We start from the raw sequence: 23,578 nt of genomic DNA, 5'->3' as shown, positions 1-23,578 counted from the left end.
AGGGGGGAGCGGGGGACCAGGCCCCCCGCCCCCGCTCTTCGGAGGCGGAGGACACCCCGGGGATTCAGTCCTGGGAGGGCTCCGACAGGATGAATCCGGCACCGAAGGGGTCGGCGCAGACCGCGATGCGGCCCACACCGGGGGTGTCCTCGGGGCCCGTGTAGACCTGTCCGCCTCCGGCGCGGACGGCCTCCAGGGCCTCGTCGGCGTCGGCCACCTGGAACACCGGGTTCCATTCGGCCGAGCCCTCGGTGTCGTCCACCCGCTCGGGGGGCAGGGCCACGATGTCGCCCTGGTCGCGGTCGCGACCGGCCCCGGCGGGAGTGATGGTGCGGTGGCGGCCGTTCCCGGCCGACCGGGGGGAGTCGGTGTAGCGCCAATGGAACAGCTCCCGGTAGAACTCCTCCGAGCCGTCCCCGTCGGGGGTCCACAGCTCCACCCGGCACAGGGTCCCGTGGGTGTCGGCGCGCTGTAGGCCGGGGAAGTCGATGGGGTTCCAGACCGCGAACCGGGCGCCCTGGGGGTCGAAGAACTGGGCGGTGCGGCCCAGCCGCAGGACGTCGAACGGCTCGAACAGGACGGTGCCGCCCAGGCGTTCGGCGGCGGGGACCGTGGAGTCCACGTCGGGGTCGTGGAAGAAGACCGTCCACGCGGGGTGCTCGCCCTCGCCCAGCAGGGGGCCGAGCCCGGCGACGCTGTCCTCGTCGAGCTTGAAGCACAGGTACCCGGCGGCCTCGGGATCGTCCTCGATCGCCTTCCAACCGAAGACCCGCCGGTAGAAGGCGGCCGAGGCGTCGGTGTCGGGCGAGGACACCTCGACCCAGCAGGGCGCCCCGGGCAGGAAGTCGGTCGTGATCATCTGGTCCCCCCTCGTGGACACATCATTCCCGAGTGTGGACCGTCCTCCCGGAACCCCGGGGATGGCGGCGGCAAAGTCTCGCACAACTCACCGCAATCACCCGAACACGATTTCGAGCCGCGCCCTCACGGCCACCCGGCCCCTGGGGCGTCGCCGTGCACCGGGCGCATCGCCGCGTCCGCCTCGGTGCGCCCGCCTCCAACGGTCGGAACGCGGACTCAGAGCTTCGGCCATGGAAGCCTCCGGAGCCGGAGTTCAGTGCCTGAAGTGGACGAAGAGGCGGCCGAAGCTCTTACAACGACCGCACTCCTGTCAACGGCACGGCCGAGCCCGAGAACTCATACCGCCACCACGTGCACGTCGTCAGCGCCGATCGCCTCCACATACGCGGTGATGTCCCCGGGATCACTGGTGAACACCACCGCGCTCCGGTGCTTCACGGCCGTCCAGGCGACCAGGGCGTCCACCGCGTCCGGGCGTTTCTTCGCGGGGAGCACCGCCACGCCCAGCACCGCACCGATGCGCCGCCAGTCGGTGATGTCGGGAGCCGTCGCGCACACGATGCATTCCGCCTGCCCCGCGCCCGTCGGCCGCAACGCGGGTACGGACGAGCGGGCCTGGGGCACCGTGCACTCCTTCAGAACCGCGCCCATGGCGTGAACGGTCGCCGGGTCCGGACGCCACACCTGGGCGAGGACGGGACCGGGGACCACGGGGCGGTGCGGGGACCGGGTGAGCCCCCGGTGCATCTGTACCGCCTTGGACTTGCGCGCCGCCAGGGCGATGAGCATCCCTGTGTCGTAGACGGGGGTGCGGCTGCTCACGCCACCTCTCCCCGGTGAGACCCGCGGGCCTCCCCGACGCCGTAGACCAGGCTCATGGCCTCGGCCACCTCACGGCGCTCGTCCTCGCTCAAGGATTCTTCGCCCGTCTCGGCCACGGGCCCGTAGTGCTCGGCACGCCCTTCGGCGTCCGCGATCAGCGCGTCGAGACCCGCGAACTGCGCTTCGGCCGCCTCGACCTCGGCCATCTGCCGGATCGCGGCGTTGACCAGGTAGGACGAGACGTCCATGCCCGCACGATCCGCGTGCGTCCTGACACGCTCGGCCTCTTCCGGGTCAAGGCTGATACTGATGCGAACCTTCGCCATGACATAAGCGTAATACGCGTATTACACCATGTCCAGCAAGCGCCATCAGGCAGGAACCACGCGCCTACAGGACGTCAGTGACGAAAATGGATCCATAGGCGGCCGAAGTTCTTCGAGTCCTTCTCGACGCGGTGGTAGCGGGCCTTGACGTCCTTGCGGTCGAGGAAGCGCAGCACCCGTTTCTTGAGCTGGCCCGAGCCCTTGCCCGGGATGATCTCCACGGTCTTGGCGCCCGTGCGCTCGGCCTCGTCCATGATGTCCGCGAGGGCGCGGTCGATGTCACGGCCCTTGTCGAAGATGTCGTGCAGATCCAGCTTGAGCCGCATGGCCGCCTCCGTCCGGTCACCCGGGATCATACGTGTTCGCGCACGCGTCGGCGCAGCGCCCACCAGGTGCCCGCGGCCGTGGCGGCGGCCAGCGCGGCGGCCACCCCCAGGGTGAGGGCGTCCGGGGCGATCACCGACTGCCCGCGCAGGGCCTGCCAGGTGAGCAGGGCGAGCAGTCCCGTGTAGGAACCGGAGGCGACCAGGACCAGCCGGGTGCGCAGGGCGTCCTCGGCCAGGCGCGGGTAGCGGTCGGCGAGGGCGATCAGCCCGAACGCGAACAGGATGATCACCTGGAGGCCGTGCAGGCCCACGAAGTGGGCGACGCGCAGGTCGCCGGCGACCGTGCTCCAGCCGACCAGCGGCAGGCCGGGCCCGCCGTCGGGCATCCCGACGGTGTGCGCGCCGATCACGTCCGACGGGCCGCCCTCCTGGAGGGTGACCATCTGTTCGGCGGTGGGCGAGGTCATGAAGAACGCCACGGCCATTCCCGCGAGGGCGATCGCGAGGGAGGCACGGACGGCGACGGTGACGGACCGCTCGCCCAGGCGCTGGACCAGCAGGATCGCGGCGATGGCGAAGGTGGCGACCCAGACCGTGACGATCATGAACGCCATCAGAGAGTAGACGGCGCCGTCGAACGCGGTGGCGTAGTTGAAGTGGCTGGACCGGCCGCGGGCCGCCTGGAGGGTGATGGCGACCAGTTCGCCGGTGACCATCGCGGCGACGACCGTCCCCAGCCACCATCCGGTGCGGCGCCACCTGGTGAGCAGGGACAGCAGCCAGGCGAAGGTCAGGTTGTAGACCGCGATGGAGATCGCGAACTTGGTGGGTTTGAGCCAGGCGGGGTCGCCGCCGATGGTCCGGCCGTCGAGGAGGATGCCGGGGACGGACACCAGCAGCACGGCCGCGCACAGGAGGGCGGTCAGGGTGAGCGGCCGGTGCAGGTCGATGATGGTGCGCAGAGCGGTCTTCGGGGGGTTCATGGGATACTCCTTATAGATACCGTTGCTATCCACTATGGATACCAACACTATCCACTATCCATATGAACCGCGCAAGGGCGATCAGGAGAAGATGTCGGCATGCGCATCGCCGAACTCAGCGAACGGTCCGGAGTCCCCATCCCGACCATCAAGTACTACCTGCGGGAGGGCCTGCTCCCCCGCGGCGAGGCCACCGGCCGCAACCAGGCCCGCTACGGCAACGAGCACCTGAGCCGGCTACGCCTGGTGCGGGCGCTCACCACCGTCGGCGGCCTGTCCGTCGCCACCGTCCGCGAGGTCCTCGCCGAGGTCGGCGAGCCCGGGGTCGGCCTGCACTCCAAGCTCGGCCTCGTGATGCGCCGGCTGCCCCTGGTCGGCGACGACATCGAGCCGCGGGAGGAGGACCGCGAACGCGCCCGCGCGTTCGTCACCCGGCGCGACTGGTTCTTCTACCCCGACCACCCCGCCCTGGAGGCCCTGGCCGTGGTCCTGGCCGGGCACCGCGAGGCCGGCCACCCGGTCACCGAAGCCGACCTGGACCGCTACGCCGAGTCGGCGGAGCAGATCGCCCGCGTCGACCTGGACCGCATCAGCGGCCTGCCCGAGGCGGAGGACGTGCTGGAAGGGGCCGTCATCAAGACGGTGCTCGGCGACACCCTGCTCGCGGTCCTGCGCCGCCTGGCCCAGGTCGACGAATCAGCCGAGCGCAACCTCGACGAGGCCGGGCGCCGGGCGGCGCGAGAGGGCTGAACCCGCCCCGGCCTCAGGCTCCGGCCGCCCCCGGGAAGCGGTCGCCGAACGCCCTGTGCACAGCGCTATCGCGGTCCAGGATCGCGAACACCACCCGCTCGAACACCCCCGCGTAGCCCCCGTGCAGGTGCTCGGCGAAGGCCGCCGCGACCTCGTCCGGGCGGTTGCCGAACACACCGCACCCCCAGGCGCCCAGGACGAGCACGTCCACCCCGTGGTGGGCGGCCACGGCCAGAACCCCTCCGGCCCGCGCGGTCAGCACCCCGGGTATCGCCTCTGTGCTCTCGACCCCGTTCCGCTCGACCATCCGCCGGTTGGGCGCGGCACAGGTGAGGAACCCGACCGCCGGCGGCTCCGCGAGCCGGTCGCCCCGGTCGTCGCACAGCACCGGCACCCGCGGCGACCAGATCACCCGGTCGCTGTACAGCAGGGACCGCTCCGCCCGGTGGTGGTCGTAGAACTCCGGGCACCGGATCAGCGACGCCCACAACGCGGTGGACCTGGCCAGGCTCTCCTCCTGGGCACGCGCACCGTTGGCCACCCCGCCGCCCGGGTTGCGCGCCGAGGCGAAGTTGAGCGCCGCCACCCCGCCCTCCCCGGCCAGGCGCAGCAGCGCGGCCAGCGTGCTCTCGCCGGTCACCTCGAACCGGGTGTCGTGGCGCGCGGTCGGCGCGGGCAACACCGCGATGTCCTCCGGCAGGTGATGGCGGGTGCCCTCCCGCATCGCCGCCAGGTCGGCCGACAGGTCCACCTCCCGGTCGCCGACGCGGTACCGCTCCGCCTCGAACGCCCGCTTCGTCTCCGCCCAGATACCCCGCAACCGCTGTGACACCGGCGCTCCCCTTCCTCGGCCGTGAACAGGACACGCTAATGCGCACCGGACCGCCGGGGCCACCGGATAAACCCCTGGACCGGAGCGCCCCGCACGGCCAGGATGCGGTCATGAGCACGGAACGGCAGCAGGGGATGGCCCCCAAGAGACTGGTGCGCGCCTCCAAGTACATCGCGCGCGTGCTGCGCCACGATCCCGACCGGGCCGGGCTGCGGCTGGACCCCCAGGGGTGGGCCTCCGTGGCCGCCCTGCTCGCGGGGCTGGGCCGGGCGAACGTGCGGCTCTCCCGGGCGGAGCTGGACGAGGTGGTGGCCGGCAACGACAAGAAGCGGTTCGAGTTCAGCGCCGACCGCACCCGTATCCGCGCCCGCCAGGGCCACTCGGTGGCCGTGGACCTGGGGCTGGCCCCGGCGGTGCCGCCGGAGGTCCTCTACCACGGGACGGTCGGCCGCTTCCTGCCCGCGATCACCGTCGAGGGCCTGCGCCCGATGAACCGGCACGACGTGCACCTGTCGCCGGACACCGAGACCGCGACCCGGGTGGGCGCGCGGCGGGGCGGGCCGGTGGTGCTCGCCGTCGCCGCCGGGCGCATGCACCGGGACGGCCACGGGTTCCGGGTGACGGGCAACGGGGTGTGGCTGGTCGCGGCGGTGCCGCCGGAGTACCTGTCCGGAACCCCGGGGACGGGCCCCGGCTAGGGCTTGTCGGCGCTGAAGATCGCGGTCCCCGGGATCATCCGCCCGCGCACCGGCCCCCAGCCGCCCCACACCCGGTCGTGCCCCCGGGGCCATTCGGGTTCCACCAGATCGCCCAGCACCAGCCCGGCCCGCGCGATCCCGCGCACCCAGTCGCCGACCGTGTGGTGGTGCTCCACGTAGATCGCGTTGCCGTGGTCGTCCTCCTCCACGTAGGCGCGGCGGTCGAAGTACGACTGCCGGATCGTGAACCCGTGCTCCGTGGGATCGTCCGGGAAACTCCACCGGATCGGGTGCGTCACCGAGAACACCAGCCGCCCGCCGGGGCGCAGCACCCGGGCCGCCTCCGCCAGGGCGTCGTCGGCCGAGGGCACGAAGGGGAACGCCCCGAACGAGGAGAACACGGTGTCGAAGGCGGCGTCGGCGAACGGCAGCCGCTGGGCGTCGGCCTGCACCACGGGCAGGCGCAGCCCCAGCTGCTCGTCGATGCGCCGGGAGTGCTGGAGCTGGCGGAACGACAGGTCGAAGGAGACGACCTCGCCGACCCCCTGGGCGCGCAGCCACCGGCCGCACTGCCCGGCTCCCCCGCCGACCTCCAGGACGCGGTGCCCGCGCAGGTCGTCGAGATCGCCCAGGAATCCGGCCGCGGCCTCGGTCAGTCCCTCCGGGCACCAGACGAAGTCGGCGTCGCCGAGGAACCCGCCGTGGTCGGCCTGGTAGGCGTCGGCGGCCCCGTCCCACCAGAAGCGCCCGGCGCGAGCGCTCTCGTCGGCGTCGACGGGGCGGCGCTCCACACGTCCGGGCACCGGGTAGTCGTCGTGTTCCTGCACGTGTCCCCCCTGTCGTCGGCGAGCACTGGTCGGTGACCGCCGGCCGGCGTCAGCCGACGTCCTCTCGCGGGTGGTCCCCGGCGGGCGCGGCGACGGGCACGGCGCCCCGGTCGTCCGGGTCCCCCGCCGCCTCGGCTTCGCGGGCCTCGCTCAGCTCCCGGCGCATCAGGAAGATCCATCCGCCGATGGCGACGAGCGTGAACACCCACCACTGGACGGCGTAGGACAGGCTCATGCCGGAGTCCAGCTCGCGCACCTCGACGCGTTCGGGGGCGGGGTCGGGCACCGGGTCCTGCGCGGTCAGGTCGGCGTACCCGCCGTAGACCGGGTAGGGCAGCTCCTCGGCGATCGCCGGGACGTCCACCACGAGCAGCTGCCCCTCGGGCAGGTCGTCGCGGTTGCGCAGCCCCGTGTTCTCCTCGGTCTCGGAGAAGTGCAGGCGCCCGGTCACCTCGACGGTGCCGGAGGGGGCGGGCGGGATCTCCGGGGTGTCCAGGGCGGTCTCCCCGCGCTGGATCCAGCCCCGGTTGACCAGCAGCGCCGGGCCCTCCTCGGTGACCAGCGGGGTCAGCACGTGGAAGCCGACACCGCCGGAACCGTCGCGGTTGCGCAACAGGATCTCGTGCTCGGTGTCCCAGGTGCCGGAGGCCTCGACGGAACGCCACCGGTCACCGGGGTCCACGTCGCCGCCGACCTCGGTGAGTTCGGCGACCGGGACGGGGTCGGCGACCAGGTTGCCCTGCTGGAGTTCGACGGAGGCGCTGCGCTGTTCCCAGCGGTCCAACTGCCAAAAGCCCAGCCAGATGAAGCCGGGCACGATGACCAGGACCAGCGCGTGGAACGCCAGCATGCGTTGGGAGAACAGGACTCTGCGCACGTCTTCGAGGGTATGAGACGGTTCCGGGCATCCCGCACCGCCCCGCCCGCACCGGGCCCGGCCGGACCGTCACGTCCGGCCGGGCCCGTATCCGCCGCCCCTGTTCCCGCTACTCCGCGTCGGCGGTGGCGGCCTTGCGCTTGCGGGCGAAGTACAGGCCCGCGCCGCCGGCGCCGATGGCGGCGATACCCGCCGCGACCAGGCCGGTCAGGGCGCCACCGGTGAGGGGAAGCTCACCGCCCGCCTGCTGGCCGGGGGCGGGCCTGTCGTCGGCCGGGGGCTCCTCCTCGTGCTTGTCCTCCTCGCGGGGCTCCTCGGACTCCTCGGGCTCCTCCGGGGTCTCCCCGCCCGGCTCCTCCGGGCCGCCGGGCTCCTCGGGGGTCTCCTCGCCCGGCTCCTCGGGCTCCTCGGGCGCGGGCTCTTCGGAGATGACCTCCAGGCAGGAGGCCTCGGCCAGGCCGAGCACGCCCACGGCGTTGCCGCAGATGTCGACGGCGGCGTCGACCGGGACGACGACCTGGTTGCCCGAGCCCACCCCGCCGGAGCCGTCGGTGGACGCCTCGGGGGAGCCCTCGTTCTCGGGGGCGGCCTGGATGATGTTGATGATGGTGGTGCACTTGGAGCTGGCGCCGCCCAGGATCGCCACCGAGTTGCCGCAGATGTTGATGGCGGCGTCGACCGGGATGATGATCTGGTTGCCGGAGGCGACCCCGCCGGAGCCGTCGGTGGAGTAGGTGCCGTTGCCGGACTCCTCCTCCAGGACGTCGACGACCTCGACGCACTCCGCCTTGGAGACCCCGCCGACGGAGACGGCGTTGCCGCAGGCGTCCACGGCGGCGTCGACCGGGATGATGATCTGGTTGCCGGAGGCGACCCCGCCGGAGCCGTCGGTGGTGGTGTCGCCGCCCTGGCCGCTGGCCTCGTAGAGGACCTCGGAGACCTGGGTGCACTTGGCCGCGGAGATGCCCAGGACGGCGAGCGAGTTGCCGCACAGCCCGGCCTCGATGTCGACGGGCACGACGACCTGGTTGCCGGAGCCGACGCCGCCGGAACCGCTGGTGGTGGTGTCCGCGAAGGCCGTGGTGGCCGGAACGAAGGCGAGGCCTGCGGCGACGGCGGTGGCGAAGGAGTAACGGAGTGTGTTGCGCATCTGGTGCGGCCTTTCGACGCAGGAAACCTGGGGATGCACGCCGGTCATGGCGTTGAGCCGTGGGGGCGGAACCGGTCCGCGGGGTGCGCGGGGCGCCCGGGTGGCGCACGGTCCCGCCGGTCGGCGGTGCGGGCCCGTCACCGGTACGAAAGCGGTGGAACGGCGGGGCGGCCCGCGGCGATGTCGCGGTTGCGTTCTTCTCGAACCGGCGACGGACCGAAACGTTAGCAAGCCCGAGAAGAAACACAAGCACTTTCCTGAAATGCCCATCTCCGGTTTCGACACTAATAGTGATCATATTGACACTGCATGGAATCAATGCTGATCAGGGCACTATGGGTGTGGACGCAGAGAGAAAATACGAACACCCTCCGTGATTTTTCAGCAGAAAAAAGTTTTCCGTGAACCCGTTCGGCCAAGCTACTAAGCAACTTCGTGGGTTAGTCACGAGAGCCTCAACCCGTGCGCGGTGAATTCCGATAAATGGGATTGATATCCCTTTTGAGAGAAAAGCCGGAAAACGGCGACCCCGACCCGGGCCACCTTCCGCCCACACGGTCACACCTTCACGACGAACCCTCCAGCCCCACCAGGCAAATGCAACACAAGACACCGCAAAGCATGACAAAACACCCGGTCAAGAACACGTACCCTGAACCCGAAGGCCGCCACCCCCCGCACCCGGGCCCGACGATGTCGAACCCAGCAGATGAACACTTTTGGCAATACCCTGAACACGAAAAGTAGTCGCCGGTGGCGAACGGGACGGGGTTCCCGAATTCGCGCGCATCGGCCAACCGGAGACGTACGACGCGCGTCCTGAACCTCAGGACACGCCCCCCGTTTCCCCCGCCCCTTCTGGAGCATGCATGCAACCCGCACCCATCCGCACCCGCGCGCGCAGGACCCTGCCGATCGGGGCGGCGACGCTCGCCCTCCTGCTCGTCGCCGCCTGTTCCTCGGCCGAAGACGACCCGGAGCAGCTCCAAGGGGCGGCCGGCGGCGAAGCCTCCTCCTCACCCGACGCCAGCCCCGAGCCGGAGGTCGCCACCGAGCCGTTCACCGTCGCCTTCGGCGGCGACGTGATGTTCGAGGGCATGCTCCGCCCCCGCCTGGATGACCCGGCCACCGCGCTCGACCCCATCTCCGAGCACCTGGCCGCGGCCGACCTGGCCATGGTCAACCTGGAGACCGCCATCACCGAGGGCGGCACCCCGGCCCCCGGCAAGCAGTTCCTCTTCCGGGCGCCCACGACCGCCCTGGACGCGCTGTCCGAAGCGGGCGTGGACGTGGCCACCGTCGCCAACAACCACGGCATGGACTACGGGGCCGACGGCCTGGCCGACACCCTCGCCAACGGCGAGGCCTCCGACGTCTCCCTGGTCGGCGCCGGAAACGACATCGAGGAGGCGTACGCACCGCACGTCGCCGAGGTCAACGGGCAGACCGTCGCCATGTTCGGCGCCACCGACGTGCTCGACGACCACCTCATGGCGGAGTGGACCGCGGGCGAGGGCAAGCCCGGCATGGCCTCCACCAAGGGCGAGATGAAGCAGCACATGCTCGACGCCGTCGCCGAGGCCGCCGGGCAGTACGACAACGTCGTGGTGTTCCTGCACTGGGGCCTGGAGGGCTCGCACTGCCCGCTGCCGCACGCCCCCACCCTCGCCCAGGAACTGGTGGACGCCGGTGCGACCGCGGTCGTCGGCGGACACGCGCACGTGCTGTCCCCCGGCGGGTTCCTCGGTGACTCCTACGTCCACTACGGGCTGAGCAACTTCGTGTTCTACAACTTCAACGGCCCGACCGCCGAGACCGGGGTGCTCACCCTCACCTTCGACCAGGGTTCGGTCACCCAGGCCGACTGGCTGCCCGCCCAGATCCAGGGCGGCGTGCCCGTCCCCTACGAGGGCGCCGCGGCCGAGAGCGCCGCGCAGACCTGGATCGACATGCGCAACGAGTGCGGTCTGCCGCTGACCGACTCCCCCGCCTGATCCACGGGCCCTCCGGGCGTCCGCGTCGGCCGACGCGGACGCCCGGACCCGTGTCCGGGGCGGGTCAGACCACCGCGGGGGCCGGAACCCCGTGCCGGGCGGCGACCTCGGCGATCTCCGCCAGCAGCGCGTGCCGGTGGGCCGCCCCCAGGTAGGAGGCCCGGACGCCGTTGGCGGCCAGCCGCACCAGGTCGGCCGGGCCCAGGCCCAGCCGGTGGGCGGTGCGGTACTCCTCGGTGAGGTCGGTGCCGAACATGGTGGGGTCGTCGGTGTTGAGCGTGACCAGGAGTCCGGCGTCGAGCATGGCGGGCAGCGGGTGGTCGGCGATCCGCCGCACCGCACGCGTGCACACGTTGGACGTGGGGCTGACGTCGATGGGGACCTGCTCGTCGACCAGGCGCTCCACCAGGTCGCCGTCGAGCATGGAGTCGATGCCGTGCCCGATGCGCTCGGCCTTGAGCAGGTCCAGCGCCTCGACCACCCGCTCGGGGCCGCCGTGCTCCCCGGCGTGCGGCAGGCTGGCCAACCCGGCCGCACGGGCCCGGCCGAACACGTCGGCGTAGGGGACCAGGGTGCTGCCGGTACCGCCCACCCCGAACCCGACCGTGCTGGGCGGCGCGTCGGCCAGCACCGCCGCGAGGGTCTGCTCGGCGCTCTCAGGGCCGAAGTCGGTGGGGAAGTCGGGGATCCAGCGCAGCCGGATGCCGTGCGCGAGCTCGGCCTCCCGGCGGGCGGACTCCACCCCGTCGAACACCACCCGGGCGGGCACCCCGCGCATGAGGTGGGTGTACAGGCTGATGTGGAGTTCGGCGTAACGGACGTTCTGCGCGGCCAGCCGCTCGGCCACCGCCGAGGTCAGCAGGGCGAAGTCGGCCTCCTCGCGCAGGGCGTCGACGGAGGCCAGGTACACGTCGAGGAAGTGCGGGAAGTCGGTGAACTCGTACCAGGCCTCCAACGCGGCGAAGGTGTCGGGGACGGACTCCACCTCGTGGCGACGGGCCAGGCCGAAGAGGGTCTCGGCGGGCATGGAGCCTTCGAGGTGGACGTGGAGCTCGACCTTGGGCAGGTCGCGGATCAACGCCTCGACGGCTTCGGGGACGGGGTTCGGGTGGCTGCTCATGGCGGGAGACTACGGCCGACCGGCTCCGGCCGCCAAAGCCTTCCGGAGAACCTCACACCCACCCGTCAGGTAGCGGCCCCGATGCCGTGCCGGACGGTGTCCCGCCGAGTGGTGTGACTTCGTTCGGCTCCAGGGTCCCGGAGGTAACGGCGCGCCGGTCGGCGATTCGTTCTTGTTCGAACAACCGTTGTCCTCGCACCACTCCACACACCACTCCACGGGACATGGCCCCGTGCCGGGTACGGTCCCCCGGCCGTTCCCATGCTCCCACCGCGGCGGACCGGGCCACGGCAGGGCGGCCGTCGGGCCGCGGCCGGGGCGGGCTCGCACCCGCCCCGGCCGGGAGCGTCACACCGCCGGGGGCGCGCCGTTGAGGCGGCGCGGGACGCCCAGCGGGTTGGCGTCGCGCAGGGCCTCCGGGAGGAGGCCGTCCGGCACCGACTGGTAGGTGACCGGACGCAGGAAGCGGCGGATCGCGGTACTGCCCACCGAGGTGTGCAGCGGCGCGGTCGTCGCCGGGTACGGTCCGCCGTGGGTCATGGCATGGGTGACCGCCACCCCCGTCGGCCAGCCGTTCCAGACGACCCGGCCCGCCACGGACGCGCCCAGCGCCAGCAGCGCGGGCGCGATCGCATCGTCCTCCTCGCCGTGCACGGTGACGGTGAGCTGCCCCTGGAGGACGCCCGCGGCCTCCAGCAGCCGCCGCTCGTCGGCGTAGGTCACCACCAGCGTGGCCGGGCCGAAGCACTCCTCCAGCAGGGTCTCGGAGTGCTCCAGCAGCGCGTCCAGGTCGGTGCGCAGCAGCGACGGCGACCAACCGCCGTCACCGTCCGCCGCCCCCTGGACCAGGACCTCGGTGGCCGGGTGCCCGGCCAGGGCGTCCAGCCCGCGGGCGAACCCGTCGGCGACCCGGTCGTTGAGCAGCGGCGCCGTGCCACGCCCCGCGAAGTCGGCGACGAGCGTGTCGAGCTTGGTGTCCTCCGGCACGAACACCACGCCCGGCTTGGTGCAGAACTGCCCGGCGCCCAGGTTCGCGGAGTCGGCGTACCCGGAGAGGATCTCCTCCCCGCGGGCGGTGGCGGCCGCCCGGGTGACGAACACCGGGTTCACACTGCCCAGCTCCCCGTAGAACGGGATGGGGTCCGGGCGCGACACCGCCAGGTCGAACAGCGCCCGCCCGCCCGGAATGGAGCCGGTGAACCCGACGGCCCGGGTCAGCGGGTGCAGGACCGCGAGCCGCCCCGCCTCGACCCCCTCGACGAGGGCGAACGCCCCCTCCGGGGCGCCCGCGGCGGACAGCGCCGCCACGACGACCTCGGTGGTGCGCCGGGCCAGGCGCGGGTGGCCGGGGTGGGCCTTGACGACCACCGGGCAGCCGGCGGCCAGCGCCGAGGCGCTGTCCCCGCCCGCGGTGGCGAACGCGAACGGGAAGTTGCTGGCCCCGAAGACGACGACCGGCCCCAGCGGCACCAGCACCCGCCGCACGTCCGGGCGCGGGGTGCCCCAGTCGGGGTCGGCGGGGTCGACCATGGCCTCCAGGTAGGTACCGTCCTCCAGCACGTCGGCGAACAGCCGCAGCTGGAAGGTGGTGCGGCCCAGCTCGCCGCGGCAGCGGGCCTCCGGATAGTGCGCCTCGGCCTGCGCCAGGGGCACCAGGTCGTCGGCGGCGGCGTCCAGGGCCTCGGCGACGGCCCGCAGCAGCCGGGCCCGTTCGGCCGGGGCGAGCGCGGCCAGCAGCGGCGCGGCGGCCGCCGCGCGCTCCATGACGGCGTCGAGTTGCTCGGGCGTGGTGTCCCGCGAGTCCTCGGTCGGCAGCGGGGTGTTCATGACTCAACCTCCAAGAGCAATGGCTGTGAGGCCTCGGGCACGCCACTACCCTGCCCTGACGGCGGCACGGAAGGAAGACTCCGCAGAACGAAACTGGAATTTCCCCGGAACCAGGTGATTCCGGAACGGCATCATAGGTGCTGTGACGACTAATTCCCGAAGCTCAACGCCCCCGCGTTCGCGGAGGACCCCCGCAGGCAAGAACGGGTCGGGTCACGCACGTGTCTCCACGGACGAGCTCGCCTTCGCGCAGGCCCCGCTGCGGAGGCGGCCGGCCCAGCAGCGCAGCATGCTCCGCGTCCAGCGAATGCTCGACTGCTGCGCCGAGATCCTGGACGAGGTCGGCTACGACAACCTGTCCACCACCCGGATCGCGGAACGCGCCGGGGTCGCGATCGGCTCGGTGTACCAGTTCTTCCCCGACAAGAAGGCGATCACCCAGGCCCTGGGCCTGCGATTCCTCGACCAGTTCGGCGCCCGGATCACCGAACGCCTCGCCGGGGTGTCATTCGGCCACTGGACCGGCGCGGTCGACACCATCGTCGACGAGTACATCGACATGCACCGCAACGTGCCGGGCTTTCGCAGCCTGCACTTCGGCGACATCGTCGACACCCGACTGCTCAACGGCGGCACCGACAACAACCGGGTCATCTCGATCCGGCTGCGCAAGATCGTCGTGTCCGCCTCCGGCATCCCCGACAGCGACGAGCTCGACCGTGCCATCAACGTGGCCGTCGAGGCCGCCGACGCCGTGCTCAAGCTGGCGTTCCGGGACGACCCCGAGGGCGACCCGGACCTCATCAACGAGGCGAAGCGGCTGGTGAGCAGTTACCTCACCGAATTCTCCCGCCGCAACGAAGGCGAGGCGCGGTGGTAGACGACACCACGCCGGACGGCAGGTCCGCCCCGGTCACCGGGACCGCCGCGGGCGTCCCCTTCCTGGCCCTGCCCCCGGCGACGGGCGCACACCCGGCACCGCTCATCCTGGGCCTGCACGCGTTCGAGCCACCGCGCAGCGAGGCCGCCCTGGCGGGAACGGTGCCCCTGGCGTCCCTGCCCGCCTGGCGCGTCTACCCGGGTCTGCCGATGTTCGGCGCCCGGCTGCCCGAAGGGGGTGTGCCCGAGATCGGCCGCCGCGGGGAGAGCGACTACCTGATGGAGCTGTTCGGCCCGGTGGTCGAGGGGGCCGCCGCCGAACTGCCCCGGCTGGTCGCCGAGCTGCGCTCCCTGTTCCCGATCACCGACGACCCGGTCGGCCTGGTCGGCGTGGGCGCGGGCGCGTCCGCGGCCCTGCTGTCCCTGGCCGAGAGCGACCTGCCGGTCGGCGCGGTCGCCCTGGTCAACCCGGTCACCGACCCGGCGCCCGTGCTGGCCGCCAGGGAGCGCAACCACGGCACGCCCTACGGCTGGACCGAGAACGCGCTGACGGTCCGCGAGCGGTTCGATTTCACGGCCCGGGCCGCCGAGGTCGCCCGGGGCCGCGTCCCGGTGCTGGTCGTCAGCGGCGGCCGGGACGACGTGCTGCCGCCCGAGCACGGCCTGGGCCTGCACGAGGCGCTGCGCGCCGAGTTCCTGGGCACCGCGGCACCGCGGGAACGGGGATCGGGCCTGCTCCGGCGGCGCGGCCGCCGCGTCAAGCAGGAGGCCACCGTACCCGTGTCACCCGAGGGGACCGACCATGCGCTCCGTCACATCGTGATCCCCGATCTGGCCCACGCCATCGGCTCCGAACCCGGACTGGAACCGGGCCCGCTCACCCCCGGCGGCGTACTCGCCGACCGCGCCCTGACCGAGTGGTTCCACCGTCACCTCACGGCTTCCGCGCAGGTCCGGGCCGGTTCGGAGGAAGGTCGGCACCCCGGTGGCGGTCCGCGCACGACCGCCACCGCCCCGTGACAACGCGTTCATCGTGTGCACCCCGCCACATTCCCGGCCGTCCCCTTAACGGACGCCGCCGCGACAGCCGGTCCGCGTTCCATGGGATCATCCAGGGGCGGCCGCTCAAGGGCGGTCCACCTGACCGTTTCGACTCATCCTTCAGGAGGGCGAACCACGTGACGGAACCGGCACCGGTCTTTGCCAGCGGGGTCGACAACGAGCGGTTGAACGCGCAGCTCCGCTTCCTTCTGGAGGTGGACAAACTCAAGCGCATCCTGCGGCAGAACCTGCTGGTGGACGGGTCCCGCAGGGAGAATTCGGCCGAGCACTCCTGGCATCTGGCGCTGACCGCGCGCACCTTCGCCGAGTACGCCCCCGAGGGCACCGACATCGACAAGGTCGTCGAGATGCTGGTGCTGCACGACATCGTGGAGATCGACGCGGGCGACACCTTCCTGTTCGACCAGGTCAGTTCGCAGACCCAGGCCGAACGCGAGCGCGCCGCCGCCGACCGCATCTTCCCGCTGCTCCCCGAGGACCAGGCCGAGCTCGCCCGCGCCCTCTGGGAGGAGTTCGAGGCCAGGACCACCGCCGAGGCGCGGTTCGCCCGGGCCGTGGACCGGCTGTCGCCGATGCTCGCGAACTGGCACAACGAGGGCGGCACCTGGGTGCGGTTCGGGATCACCCGGGCCCAGGTCATGGAGAAGGTCAAGCTGATCGCCGAGGGGTCCGAGGCGTTGGGTGCGTACGCGACGGCGCTCGTCGACGACGCCGACCGGCGCGGGTACTTCCGCGCCTGACCGCCGCCGGGGGCGAGGACCCGGACGGGGGTCGGGTCAGACCCGCCCCACGAGCAGCTGGACCGCCGCGGACAGGCCCACGATCACCAGGACGACGCGCAGGGCCGCGGCGCTCAGCCGGCGGCCGAACCGGCCGCCCAGGTAGCCGCCGAGGATCGAACCCACCGCGATGAGGCCGACCACCGGCCACGACGGTGAGGCCAGCACGATGTAGAACACGGCGGCGACGCCGTTGACGATCCCCGCGAGCAGGTTCTTCAGGCCGTTGAGCCGCTGGAGGTCGTCGTCCAGGGAGGCACCCAGGATGCTCATGAGGATGATGCCCTGGGCGGCGGCGAAGTAGCCGCCGTAGGTGCCCGTCAGGTAGACCCCCACCGGCAGCAACGGACCACCGTCCTTGCGCGCGGGCTTGCGGGCCCGGGCCCAGCGGGTGACGCGCGGCTGGAGGACGATCAGTACACAGGCCGCGCCGATCATGAACGGCACGACCTTCTCGAACACCCCGGCGGGCAGGTAGATGAGCAGCAGCGCGCCGGTGACCGCCCCCAGCAGCGACATGACGCCCAGCCGGATCACCCGGGCGCGCTGCCCGGACAGCTCCCTGCGGTAGGCGACGGCGCTGCTGATGCTGCCCGGTGCCAGGCCGATGCTGTTGGAGATGGTGGCGGTGATCGGCGGATACCCCAGGGCCAGGAGTACGGGGAAGGTGAACAGGGTCCCCGATCCCGCGATGGAGTTGATCCCCCCGGCGGCGATCCCCGCCAGCAGGACGGCCGCTGCCTCCCAGAGTTCCATAGTCCGGCTTTCCTGGCTTCTCCGCTCCCCGACCGTCGAGGGCTCCCACAGACTACGAGAGCGGCCTCCGGGAGCCGATCATCGGGTCATCCACCGGATGGGGCGGTCCCGGAAAGCCGAAAGGTCCCGGGGCGCTCGGGCGCCCCGGGACCGGCAGGTACCGGGAAGGTCCGGGAAGCGGATGAGGGGACGGGGGTGGGGGGCCGGGGAGCGGGGGCGGGGTGTCAGGGCACCCGCACGACCTCGTCGCGCAGGCGCTGGAACGCGGCGCCCACCCCCTGGAGGGCCTGACCCATCTCGGACGGCACGATCCACACCTTGTTGGCGTCGCCCTTGGCGATCTCCGGGAGCTTCTGAAGGTACTGGTAGGCCAGCACGTCGGGGTCGACCTTGCTGGTGTGCAGGGCCTTGAACACCATGTGGATGGCGTCGGCCTCACCGCGCGCCCGCAGGGTCTGGGCCTCGGCGTCGGCCTTGGCGGTGAGCATCTGCGCCTCCGCCTGCCCCTTGGCCCGCAGCACCGCGGCCGACCGCTCACCCTCGGCCCGCAGCACCGCGGACTGCTTCTCGCCCTCGGCGCTGAGCAGCTGCGCGCGCTTCTCGCGGTCGGCGCGCATCTGCATCTCCATGGCCTCCTGCACCGAACTCGGGGGTTCGATGCCCTTGAGCTCGATGCGGCTGATCTCGATGCCCCAGTCGCTGGTGGCCTCGTCCAGCACCGACTTCAGCTCACGGTTGATCTGGTCGCGGGAGGTGAGGGTCCCCTCCAGGTTCATGCCGCCGATGACGTTGCGCAGCGTGGCCAGGGTGAGCTGCTCGACCGCCTGGATGAAGTTGGCGACCTCGTAGGTGGCGCGGTAGGCGTCCACGACCCGGATGTACACCGCGGAGTCGACCTCCACGGCCAGGTTGTCCTCGGTGATGGCGGACTGCGGCGGGAAGCTCACCACCTGGACCCGGCGGTCGATGCGCTCGCGGACCTGGTCGACACCCGGAATGACGACGTTGAATCCGGAGTCCAGGGTGCGGTGGTACTTGCCGAAGCGTTCGACCACGTCCTGCATGGAGTGCGGGATGATGCGCACGCTCCGCCAGAAGATGAGAAGAAGAACGGCGACGAAAAGGGCGACGATGATGATCATGGTCATGCGATCACCCCTTTTTCGTGCGCCGGGGCGGTATTCGACATCGACATCTGGGCAGCTCCGGTTCTCCCGACGGGGGTGCAGGCAACGCGGGCACGGGCCGCGCAGCGCCCGGCCCCGCCCACCCGATGATCATAAAGCGCGCCGAATTGGAGCGTTCCGCTCACCGCCGAAGACGGTACCCGAAGTCACATGGAGGAGCCATATCCGGACAGAGACAGTATTTAAGGTCAATATGATCGCACTGTTTTCGTACTCCTTATCCCTGTTTTGGGACACGGTTCACCATGGCCCCCGGTTCCGGCACCCGGTTCCGGCACCAAGGGTCCGATACCAGGGGTCCGGGGAAGGGGAACGGCCGGCGGAGGACCGCCGGCCGGGCACGGGAGAACGGGAGAGGAGCAGGGGAGAGAAGCCTCGGGAGAGCGGGAACCGGTCCGGGGTCAGACCGCCCGGGCGTTCCAGCGGTCGCCGTCGCGCTCCACCTTCAGGGGCAGGCCGAACGTCTCCGACAGGTTGTCGGCCGTCATCACCTCGTCCAACGGGCCCGCAGCGACCACGCCGCCCTCGCGCAGCAGCAGCCCGTGCGTGAAGCCGACCGGGATCTCCTCCACGTGGTGCGACACCACCACCAGGGCCGGCGCCGCCTCGTTGCGGGCCAACGAGCCCAGACGGCGCAGCAGGTCCTCGCGGCCGCCCAGGTCCAGGCCCGCCGCGGGCTCGTCCAGCAGCAGCAGTTCGGGGTCCGACATCAGTGCCCGGGCGATCAGCACCCGTTTGCGCTCGCCCTCCGACAGCGTGTGGAACTCGCGGTCGGCCAGGTCTCCGACACCCCAGTGGCCCAGCAGCGCCCGCCCCCGGCCCAGGTCGGGGACGCCGTACTCCTCCCGGAACCGGCCCAGGTACCCGTAGGCCGCGCTCAGCACCAGGTCCAGGACCGGGGTGCCCTCCTCGATGCGGTTGGCGATCGCCGCCCCCGCGTACCCGATGAGCGGCCGCAGCTCGAACACGTCCACCCGGCCCAGGTGCTCGCCCAGGATCTCCACCTCGCCCGAGGTGGGGTACAGCTGGCTGAAGGCCACGTTCAGCAGGGTGGTCTTGCCCGCGCCGTTGGGGCCCAGGACCACCCAGCGCTCACCCTCCGACACCGACCAGTCCACACCGTTCAACAGAAGCGCGTCACCCCGCCGTACGGTGACACCGCTCAGCCCCAGAACCCGACCGTCCATCGTTCTCCCTCACGTCACTCGCGTCCCGCGCCGGTGCAGTGCCGACCTGGCCGGTGCAGTGCCGACCTACCCTGGAGCCATGAACTCCACGTCCGCAACACTCGTCGCCTGGGGCAACGCCTGGCTGTCCGGGCACGTCGGCCTGGACGAGGCCGTGGACGCCGTCGAACGCCGCGGCGGGCCCCAGCTCATCGGGACCGTACCGCCGGGGGACCTGCCCTTCGAGGAGGGCGTACCGCTGCGGGCCGCACTGGTACGACTTCGTGGCCTGCCCGGCACAAGACCTTCGGCGTTCCGGTTGGCACTGCCCGTACAAGGGGACCCGCTGGGTCTGGTCGGCCCCGGGGAGTTCAACCAGGCCGCGCTGGAGGCACGGGAGGGGGTACTGCTCCGACTCGCCGACCGCCAGGTGGGGCTGGTCCCCACGACCGACCGGCGGGGTTCATCCTATGTGGGCGTCTCCTGGGCCCCGTATCCGGCCAACGACACGATCCCCCAGGTACCCGATCTGGCCGAAGCCGAGCAGGCGCTCAAGCTCACCCTCATCGAGGTCGCCCGCGAGTTGGAGGGCGTCGACGATTTCACCGGGTTCTCACCCGACGTCCGACACCGGGTGAACACACTGGACTCGGCCGCAGGTACCGCGGGGGTACTCCCGACCGCCTATCCGCAGCGCGCCCGCGGCGTCGCCGAGCAGGCGGCGCGGCTGGCGGCGGTCGTGGGCCTGGCCGACGCCCACACCGGCCGCGGCATGAACGCCCACCAGGCGGACCTGAGGTCCCGGTCCCTGCGCCGGCTGGACGCGGCCGTGCGCCGGGCCCTGGTGGCCGCGCACTCCTCGATACCGCTCTGAGCCCGCACCCCCGGAGCACACACCGGGCCGTGGTCGACCAGCCGGCCCTCCTGCGCCGTGTTCTCCGCTTCTTCTCCCCGCGACCGACCTCCGATCCGGTGGATGGTCCTGCGCGACGCGTGCGCGGCCGACCGATGTGGGGTGGGGGTTCACCGGGCCGCCCGCCACACGCGACCCGGCGGTCCACGACACCGTGTTCCAGCTCGACGGCGGCACGGCGTTCGCCCACGGGGACACCCCCGAGCCCCTGAAGGACGGCTCCGCCGTCCCACCGGGGACTCCCGGCGAGGTCGCCGGGGATGCGGCGTCCACCCGGGCTGGACACCGAGCTGTTCCGGCGTCCCGGCCCGGGCCGGCCACCCTGACCCGGGCGGGACGGCTGCCCGCAGGGATGCCGAGCGGAGGGCGGAACCGCTGGTGGACCGGCTCGCCGTGCGCTGACACGCCGTCCCGTGGCGGGCACCCCTCCGGTCACGCGCTCCCACACGGCACAGCCGCGGATCACCGGTGCCCGTGCCCGTTCCCGCGCCCGTTCCCGTGCCTTCGACGCCCCGCGGGGCACCCGCCCGGCGAACCACGGAGTTCGTTGATCACGACCCGGTACAAACTCTGGTCGGCACGGGCCGAAAGGGGCATTCTGGGACCGGGGACCGGGGACCGGGGGCCTGAGGGGAAGTCTCAGGGTAGGGCCAGGGAAGATACCTGATCCGTCCGCGACAGGCCCGAACCCATACTTGTAGTGCGGCCGAGCCCGGCCCACGATCGAGGAGGAGACCCGCACCATGCAGCCCGAGCACATCCGAGCCTCCGACGCGGACCGTGACAAGGTTGCCGAACGCCTGCGCGAAGCGCTGGCGGAGGGTCGCCTCACCCCCGTGGAACACGAGGAACGCCTCGACACCCTCTACAGGGCCAAGACCATGGGCGAGCTCACGCCCATCGTCTCCGACCTGCCCGCCTCCGGACACAGCCCGTTCCAGACCACCGTCGACGGCGCGCCCGGGACCGACGGTATGGAGATCCTGGGCCAGGAGGCCCGCGACCTCGCCGGACAGAGCAAGGGCTCGGAGAACATGGTCGCCGTGTTCGGCGGCTGCGAACGCAAGGGCCGCTGGCTGGTCGAGCCCCGCACCAACGTGTCCGTCCTGTGCGGCGGAGTCGACCTGGACCTGCGCGAGGCCGTCCTGAGCCGCCGAGAGGTCACCATCCAGGTCGCCGTCATCCTCGGCGGGGTCGACATCACCGTCCCCTACGGGGTCAGGGTGATCAACAACACGTCCGGAATTCTCGGCGGCACCGAACTGCACGGAACGGACCAGGTGACCGACCCGAACGCACCGGTCATCCGACTCACCGGCACCTGCATGCTGGGCGGGGTCTCCGTCAAGGCGAAGAAACCGCGCAAGTCGAAGAAGAACAAGTGACGACCGACCCCCGGGAACACCCCGTCCCGGGTGTCCACATAGTGAACTAGCTGGGAAAAGAAGCATCCTGGGCGACGGTGCCACCGGGCGGCCGAGTACCGTGGACAACGCCATGAATGATGAAACCACGTTGTTGGTGACGGTGACCGGCCGCGATCGCCCGGGTATCAGCGCACGCCTGTTGAGCACCCTTTCCGTCTTCCCCGTGACCATCGTCGACCTGGAGCAGGTCGTCCTGGCCGGACGCCTCGTACTGGGCGCCGTCCTGGAGGTGGACGAGCGGGTCGCCCCGGGAGTGAGCCGCCACCGCGTCTTCGAAGAGGTCCGCAACGCGCTCGACAAGACCGCGATCGACCTCGACATGGAGGTCGACTACGCCTCCGGGGACGCACAGAACCGGGTCAACGAGTCCTCCTCCGCAGCACGGCTGCACGTCACCGTGCTCGCCGACCCGCTGCGCCCCGGCGCACTGGGCGCCATCACCTCCTGTGTGGCCCGGGCCGGCGCCAATATCGACCGGATCGAGCGTCTGTCCAGCTACCCGGTCACCTCCGTGGAGATGGAGATCTCCGGTGCCGCGGGCGATCCCGCCCGTCTGGCACAGCTGCGCGCCGAACTGGCCATGGAGGCCGCCACCCAGGGCGTGGACGTCGCCGTACAGCCCAGCGGCCTGCACCGCCGCGCCAAACACCTCATCGTCATGGACGTCGACTCCACTCTGATCCAGGGCGAGGTCATCGAGCTGCTGGCCGCCCATGCGGGCTGTGAGGAGGAGGTCGCCCGCGTCACCGAACAGGCGATGCGCGGCGAACTGGACTTCGAGGAGTCCCTGCGCCGCCGGGTCGCTCTGCTGGAGGGCCTGGACGCCACCGCCATCGGGAAGGTCTGCGAGGAGATCCAGCTGACCCCCGGCGCCCGCACCCTCATCCGCACGCTCAAACGGCTCGGTTACGAGTGCGGCATCGTCAGCGGCGGATTCACCCAGATCACGGATGTGCTGGTGGAGCGGCTGGGCCTGGACTACTCCGCCGCCAACACCCTGGAAGTCGTCGACGGCAAGTTGACCGGCGGTCTGGTCGGCCCGGTCGTGGACCGCAAGGGCAAAGCGGTCACGCTGGAGCGGTTCGCCCGCGAGGCGGGGGTGCCGCTGGAGCAGACCGTCGCCGTGGGGGACGGCGCCAACGACCTGGACATGCTCCAGACGGCCGGGCTGGGTGTGGCGTTCAACGCCAAGCCGGTGGTCCGCCAACAGGCGGACACGTCGGTGAACGTGCCTTACCTGGACACGATCGCATTCATTCTGGGGATCACCCGGGAGGAGATCGAGGCGGCCGACCTGCACGCGGAGGCCGAGCCCGCATCAACCGGGGGCACGGCGCTGTAGCACCCCGTCGGGCTGTGTTCTCAGAACCGGAACATGCCTGCGAAGCCCGCGGCGGGGGTGGGGGCGTGGTGGTCTTTGCGGACCGGGTCGGGCCGGTCCCGTCCGGGCCCGCTTGTGTGCCCGCCCGTCTCCTTTCAACGCTGTGGGGGGTGACCGGTGCGCTGTTCGGGGACCCTGCCACAGCCGGCGGGAGGATCATCTCCTTCGACTCCGAAGGGCCGGGGTGGGCATCGCCTCCGTCCCGGACACAGAGGGGTACAGGCCGCAGTGGTCCTCCCGGCCCGGCACCAGGGGGTCGTTCCCCTGACCGGAATCCCCGGCCCCAGCCGGAAGGCGAACCGGAGCCTGCACCCCAGGGGGGTTGTTCACCCGACCGGGAAGCTCAGCCCGAGCCGTGTCACGCCAGTGGGGTGCCCGGCCCCAGGGGGTTGTACCCGACCGGAAACCTCAGCCCCTGCCGGAGGGTGTCGCGCCGCCCCCGCCCCGGGGGGTTGTCCGCCCGCCCGGGAACCCCGGCCACAGCCGGGAAGAGAACCGTGGCCCCGGCCCCAGGGGGTTGTACCCGACCGGAAACCTCAGCCCCTGCCGGAGGGTGTCGCGCCGCCCCCGCCCCGGGGGGTTGTCCGCCCGCCCGGGAACCCCGGCCACAGCCCGGAGGGTGAACCGGGGCATTC

At 71.7% G+C, this 23,578-nt stretch carries 23 protein-coding genes; 9 read left to right on the top strand and 14 right to left on the bottom strand.

Features of this window, described 5'->3' with window-relative positions; all coding sequences use genetic code 11:
• Positions 1-64: 64 nt before the first annotated feature.
• The 5 genes from QJS33_RS24410 to QJS33_RS24390 all read right to left on the bottom strand — a co-directional run bounded on the left by QJS33_RS24410 (position 65) and on the right by QJS33_RS24390 (position 3,318).
• Positions 65-859, bottom strand: coding sequence for a VOC family protein (locus QJS33_RS24410; protein WP_306370407.1), 795 nt, complete (start codon positions 857-859; stop codon positions 65-67).
• A gap of 338 nt (positions 860-1,197) precedes the next feature.
• Entirely contained in the window at positions 1,198-1,683 is a 486-nt protein-coding gene (locus QJS33_RS24405) for a hypothetical protein (protein WP_306370406.1), read from the bottom strand.
• Positions 1,680-2,009, bottom strand: a complete 330-nt coding sequence (locus QJS33_RS24400) for a hypothetical protein (RefSeq protein WP_306370405.1) — start codon at positions 2,007-2,009, stop codon at positions 1,680-1,682. The genes QJS33_RS24405 and QJS33_RS24400 overlap by 4 nt, the downstream gene beginning before the upstream one ends.
• Positions 2,010-2,083: 74 nt before the next feature.
• Positions 2,084-2,335, bottom strand: a complete 252-nt coding sequence (locus QJS33_RS24395) for a Smr/MutS family protein (protein WP_306370404.1) — start codon at positions 2,333-2,335, stop codon at positions 2,084-2,086.
• Positions 2,336-2,361: 26 nt separating this feature from the next.
• Positions 2,362-3,318: a hypothetical protein gene (locus QJS33_RS24390; RefSeq protein WP_306370403.1), complete on the bottom strand. Its 957-nt coding sequence runs from the start codon at positions 3,316-3,318 to the stop codon at positions 2,362-2,364.
• Between the two features lie 99 nt (positions 3,319-3,417).
• Between QJS33_RS24390 and QJS33_RS24385 the strand changes: the two genes are divergently transcribed.
• Positions 3,418-4,068: a MerR family transcriptional regulator gene (locus QJS33_RS24385; RefSeq protein ID WP_306370402.1), complete on the top strand. Its 651-nt coding sequence runs from the start codon at positions 3,418-3,420 to the stop codon at positions 4,066-4,068.
• A gap of 13 nt (positions 4,069-4,081) precedes the next feature.
• Here the strand turns inward: QJS33_RS24385 and QJS33_RS24380 are convergent, their stop codons facing one another.
• Complete coding sequence (locus QJS33_RS24380; RefSeq protein ID WP_306370401.1) at positions 4,082-4,900, bottom strand: TIGR02452 family protein; 819 nt, start codon at positions 4,898-4,900, stop codon at positions 4,082-4,084.
• 134 nt (positions 4,901-5,034) lie between these two features.
• Between QJS33_RS24380 and QJS33_RS24375 the strand changes: the two genes are divergently transcribed.
• Complete coding sequence (locus QJS33_RS24375; RefSeq protein ID WP_306370416.1) at positions 5,035-5,598, top strand: RNA 2'-phosphotransferase; 564 nt, start codon at positions 5,035-5,037, stop codon at positions 5,596-5,598.
• Here the strand turns inward: QJS33_RS24375 and QJS33_RS24370 are convergent.
• From QJS33_RS24370 to QJS33_RS24360, 3 genes are all read right to left on the bottom strand, one after another.
• Positions 5,595-6,425 carry a class I SAM-dependent methyltransferase gene (locus tag QJS33_RS24370; protein WP_306370400.1) on the bottom strand — a complete coding sequence of 277 codons (831 nt, stop codon included), beginning with the start codon at positions 6,423-6,425 and terminating at the stop codon, positions 5,595-5,597. The genes QJS33_RS24375 and QJS33_RS24370 overlap by 4 nt on opposite strands.
• Before the next feature lie 49 nt (positions 6,426-6,474).
• Positions 6,475-7,302 (bottom strand): SURF1 family protein, encoded by an 828-nt coding sequence (locus QJS33_RS24365; RefSeq protein ID WP_306370399.1) that lies wholly within the window; start codon positions 7,300-7,302, stop codon positions 6,475-6,477.
• Positions 7,303-7,411: 109 nt separating this feature from the next.
• Positions 7,412-8,452, bottom strand: a complete 1,041-nt coding sequence (locus QJS33_RS24360) for a chaplin (protein ID WP_306370398.1) — start codon at positions 8,450-8,452, stop codon at positions 7,412-7,414.
• An 869-nt stretch (positions 8,453-9,321) separates the two neighbouring features.
• Between QJS33_RS24360 and QJS33_RS24355 the strand changes: the two genes are divergently transcribed.
• Positions 9,322-10,446, top strand: coding sequence for a CapA family protein (locus QJS33_RS24355; protein ID WP_306370397.1), 1,125 nt, complete (start codon positions 9,322-9,324; stop codon positions 10,444-10,446).
• 64 nt (positions 10,447-10,510) lie between these two features.
• Here QJS33_RS24355 and add read toward each other — a convergent pair whose 3' ends face one another.
• Positions 10,511-11,566: an adenosine deaminase gene (gene add, locus QJS33_RS24350; RefSeq protein WP_306370396.1), complete on the bottom strand. Its 1,056-nt coding sequence runs from the start codon at positions 11,564-11,566 to the stop codon at positions 10,511-10,513.
• 348 nt (positions 11,567-11,914) lie between these two features.
• Complete coding sequence (locus QJS33_RS24345) at positions 11,915-13,393, bottom strand: aldehyde dehydrogenase (NADP(+)) (protein ID WP_306370395.1); 1,479 nt, start codon at positions 13,391-13,393, stop codon at positions 11,915-11,917.
• A 289-nt stretch (positions 13,394-13,682) separates the two neighbouring features.
• Between QJS33_RS24345 and QJS33_RS24340 the strand changes: the two genes are divergently transcribed.
• The 3 genes from QJS33_RS24340 (at position 13,683) to QJS33_RS24330 (ending at position 16,074) form a co-directional block, all read left to right on the top strand.
• On the top strand, positions 13,683-14,273 hold the full coding sequence (locus QJS33_RS24340) for a TetR/AcrR family transcriptional regulator (RefSeq protein WP_306370394.1): 591 nt from the start codon (positions 13,683-13,685) through the stop codon (positions 14,271-14,273).
• Complete coding sequence (locus QJS33_RS24335; protein ID WP_306370393.1) at positions 14,267-15,292, top strand: S9 family peptidase; 1,026 nt, start codon at positions 14,267-14,269, stop codon at positions 15,290-15,292. Before QJS33_RS24340 ends, QJS33_RS24335 begins: the two co-directional genes overlap by 7 nt.
• A 158-nt stretch (positions 15,293-15,450) precedes the next feature.
• The gene (locus tag QJS33_RS24330; RefSeq protein ID WP_306370392.1) at positions 15,451-16,074 is read left to right on the top strand and encodes an HD family hydrolase; all 624 of its coding nucleotides are present in this window, start codon (positions 15,451-15,453) and stop codon (positions 16,072-16,074) included.
• 36 nt (positions 16,075-16,110) lie between these two features.
• Here the strand turns inward: QJS33_RS24330 and QJS33_RS24325 are convergent, their stop codons facing one another.
• The 3 genes from QJS33_RS24325 to QJS33_RS24315 all read right to left on the bottom strand — a co-directional run bounded on the left by QJS33_RS24325 (position 16,111) and on the right by QJS33_RS24315 (position 19,243).
• Complete coding sequence (locus QJS33_RS24325) at positions 16,111-16,869, bottom strand: sulfite exporter TauE/SafE family protein (RefSeq protein WP_306370391.1); 759 nt, start codon at positions 16,867-16,869, stop codon at positions 16,111-16,113.
• A gap of 224 nt (positions 16,870-17,093) precedes the next feature.
• Entirely contained in the window at positions 17,094-18,017 is a 924-nt protein-coding gene (locus tag QJS33_RS24320; protein WP_306370390.1) for an SPFH domain-containing protein, read from the bottom strand.
• Between the two features lie 440 nt (positions 18,018-18,457).
• Positions 18,458-19,243, bottom strand: a complete 786-nt coding sequence (locus QJS33_RS24315) for an ABC transporter ATP-binding protein (protein ID WP_306370389.1) — start codon at positions 19,241-19,243, stop codon at positions 18,458-18,460.
• 79 nt (positions 19,244-19,322) lie between these two features.
• On the opposite strand from QJS33_RS24315, the gene QJS33_RS24310 reads away from it, so the two are divergent.
• The 3 genes from QJS33_RS24310 to serB all read left to right on the top strand — a co-directional run bounded on the left by QJS33_RS24310 (position 19,323) and on the right by serB (position 22,904).
• The gene (locus QJS33_RS24310; protein ID WP_306370388.1) at positions 19,323-20,096 is read left to right on the top strand and encodes a hypothetical protein; all 774 of its coding nucleotides are present in this window, start codon (positions 19,323-19,325) and stop codon (positions 20,094-20,096) included.
• Positions 20,097-20,878: 782 nt separating this feature from the next.
• The gene (locus tag QJS33_RS24305; protein WP_306370387.1) at positions 20,879-21,520 is read left to right on the top strand and encodes a DUF1707 domain-containing protein; all 642 of its coding nucleotides are present in this window, start codon (positions 20,879-20,881) and stop codon (positions 21,518-21,520) included.
• 112 nt (positions 21,521-21,632) lie between these two features.
• Positions 21,633-22,904 carry a phosphoserine phosphatase SerB gene (gene serB, locus QJS33_RS24300; protein ID WP_306370386.1) on the top strand — a complete coding sequence of 424 codons (1,272 nt, stop codon included), beginning with the start codon at positions 21,633-21,635 and terminating at the stop codon, positions 22,902-22,904.
• Positions 22,905-23,578 lie beyond the last annotated feature (674 nt).

The organism is Nocardiopsis sp. CC223A, from assembly GCF_030766825.1.
Classification (GTDB): domain Bacteria; phylum Actinomycetota; class Actinomycetes; order Streptosporangiales; family Streptosporangiaceae; genus Nocardiopsis.
The sequence above is the reverse complement of the archived record's forward strand: the minus strand, read 5'-3'. Positions and strand labels throughout refer to the sequence as shown.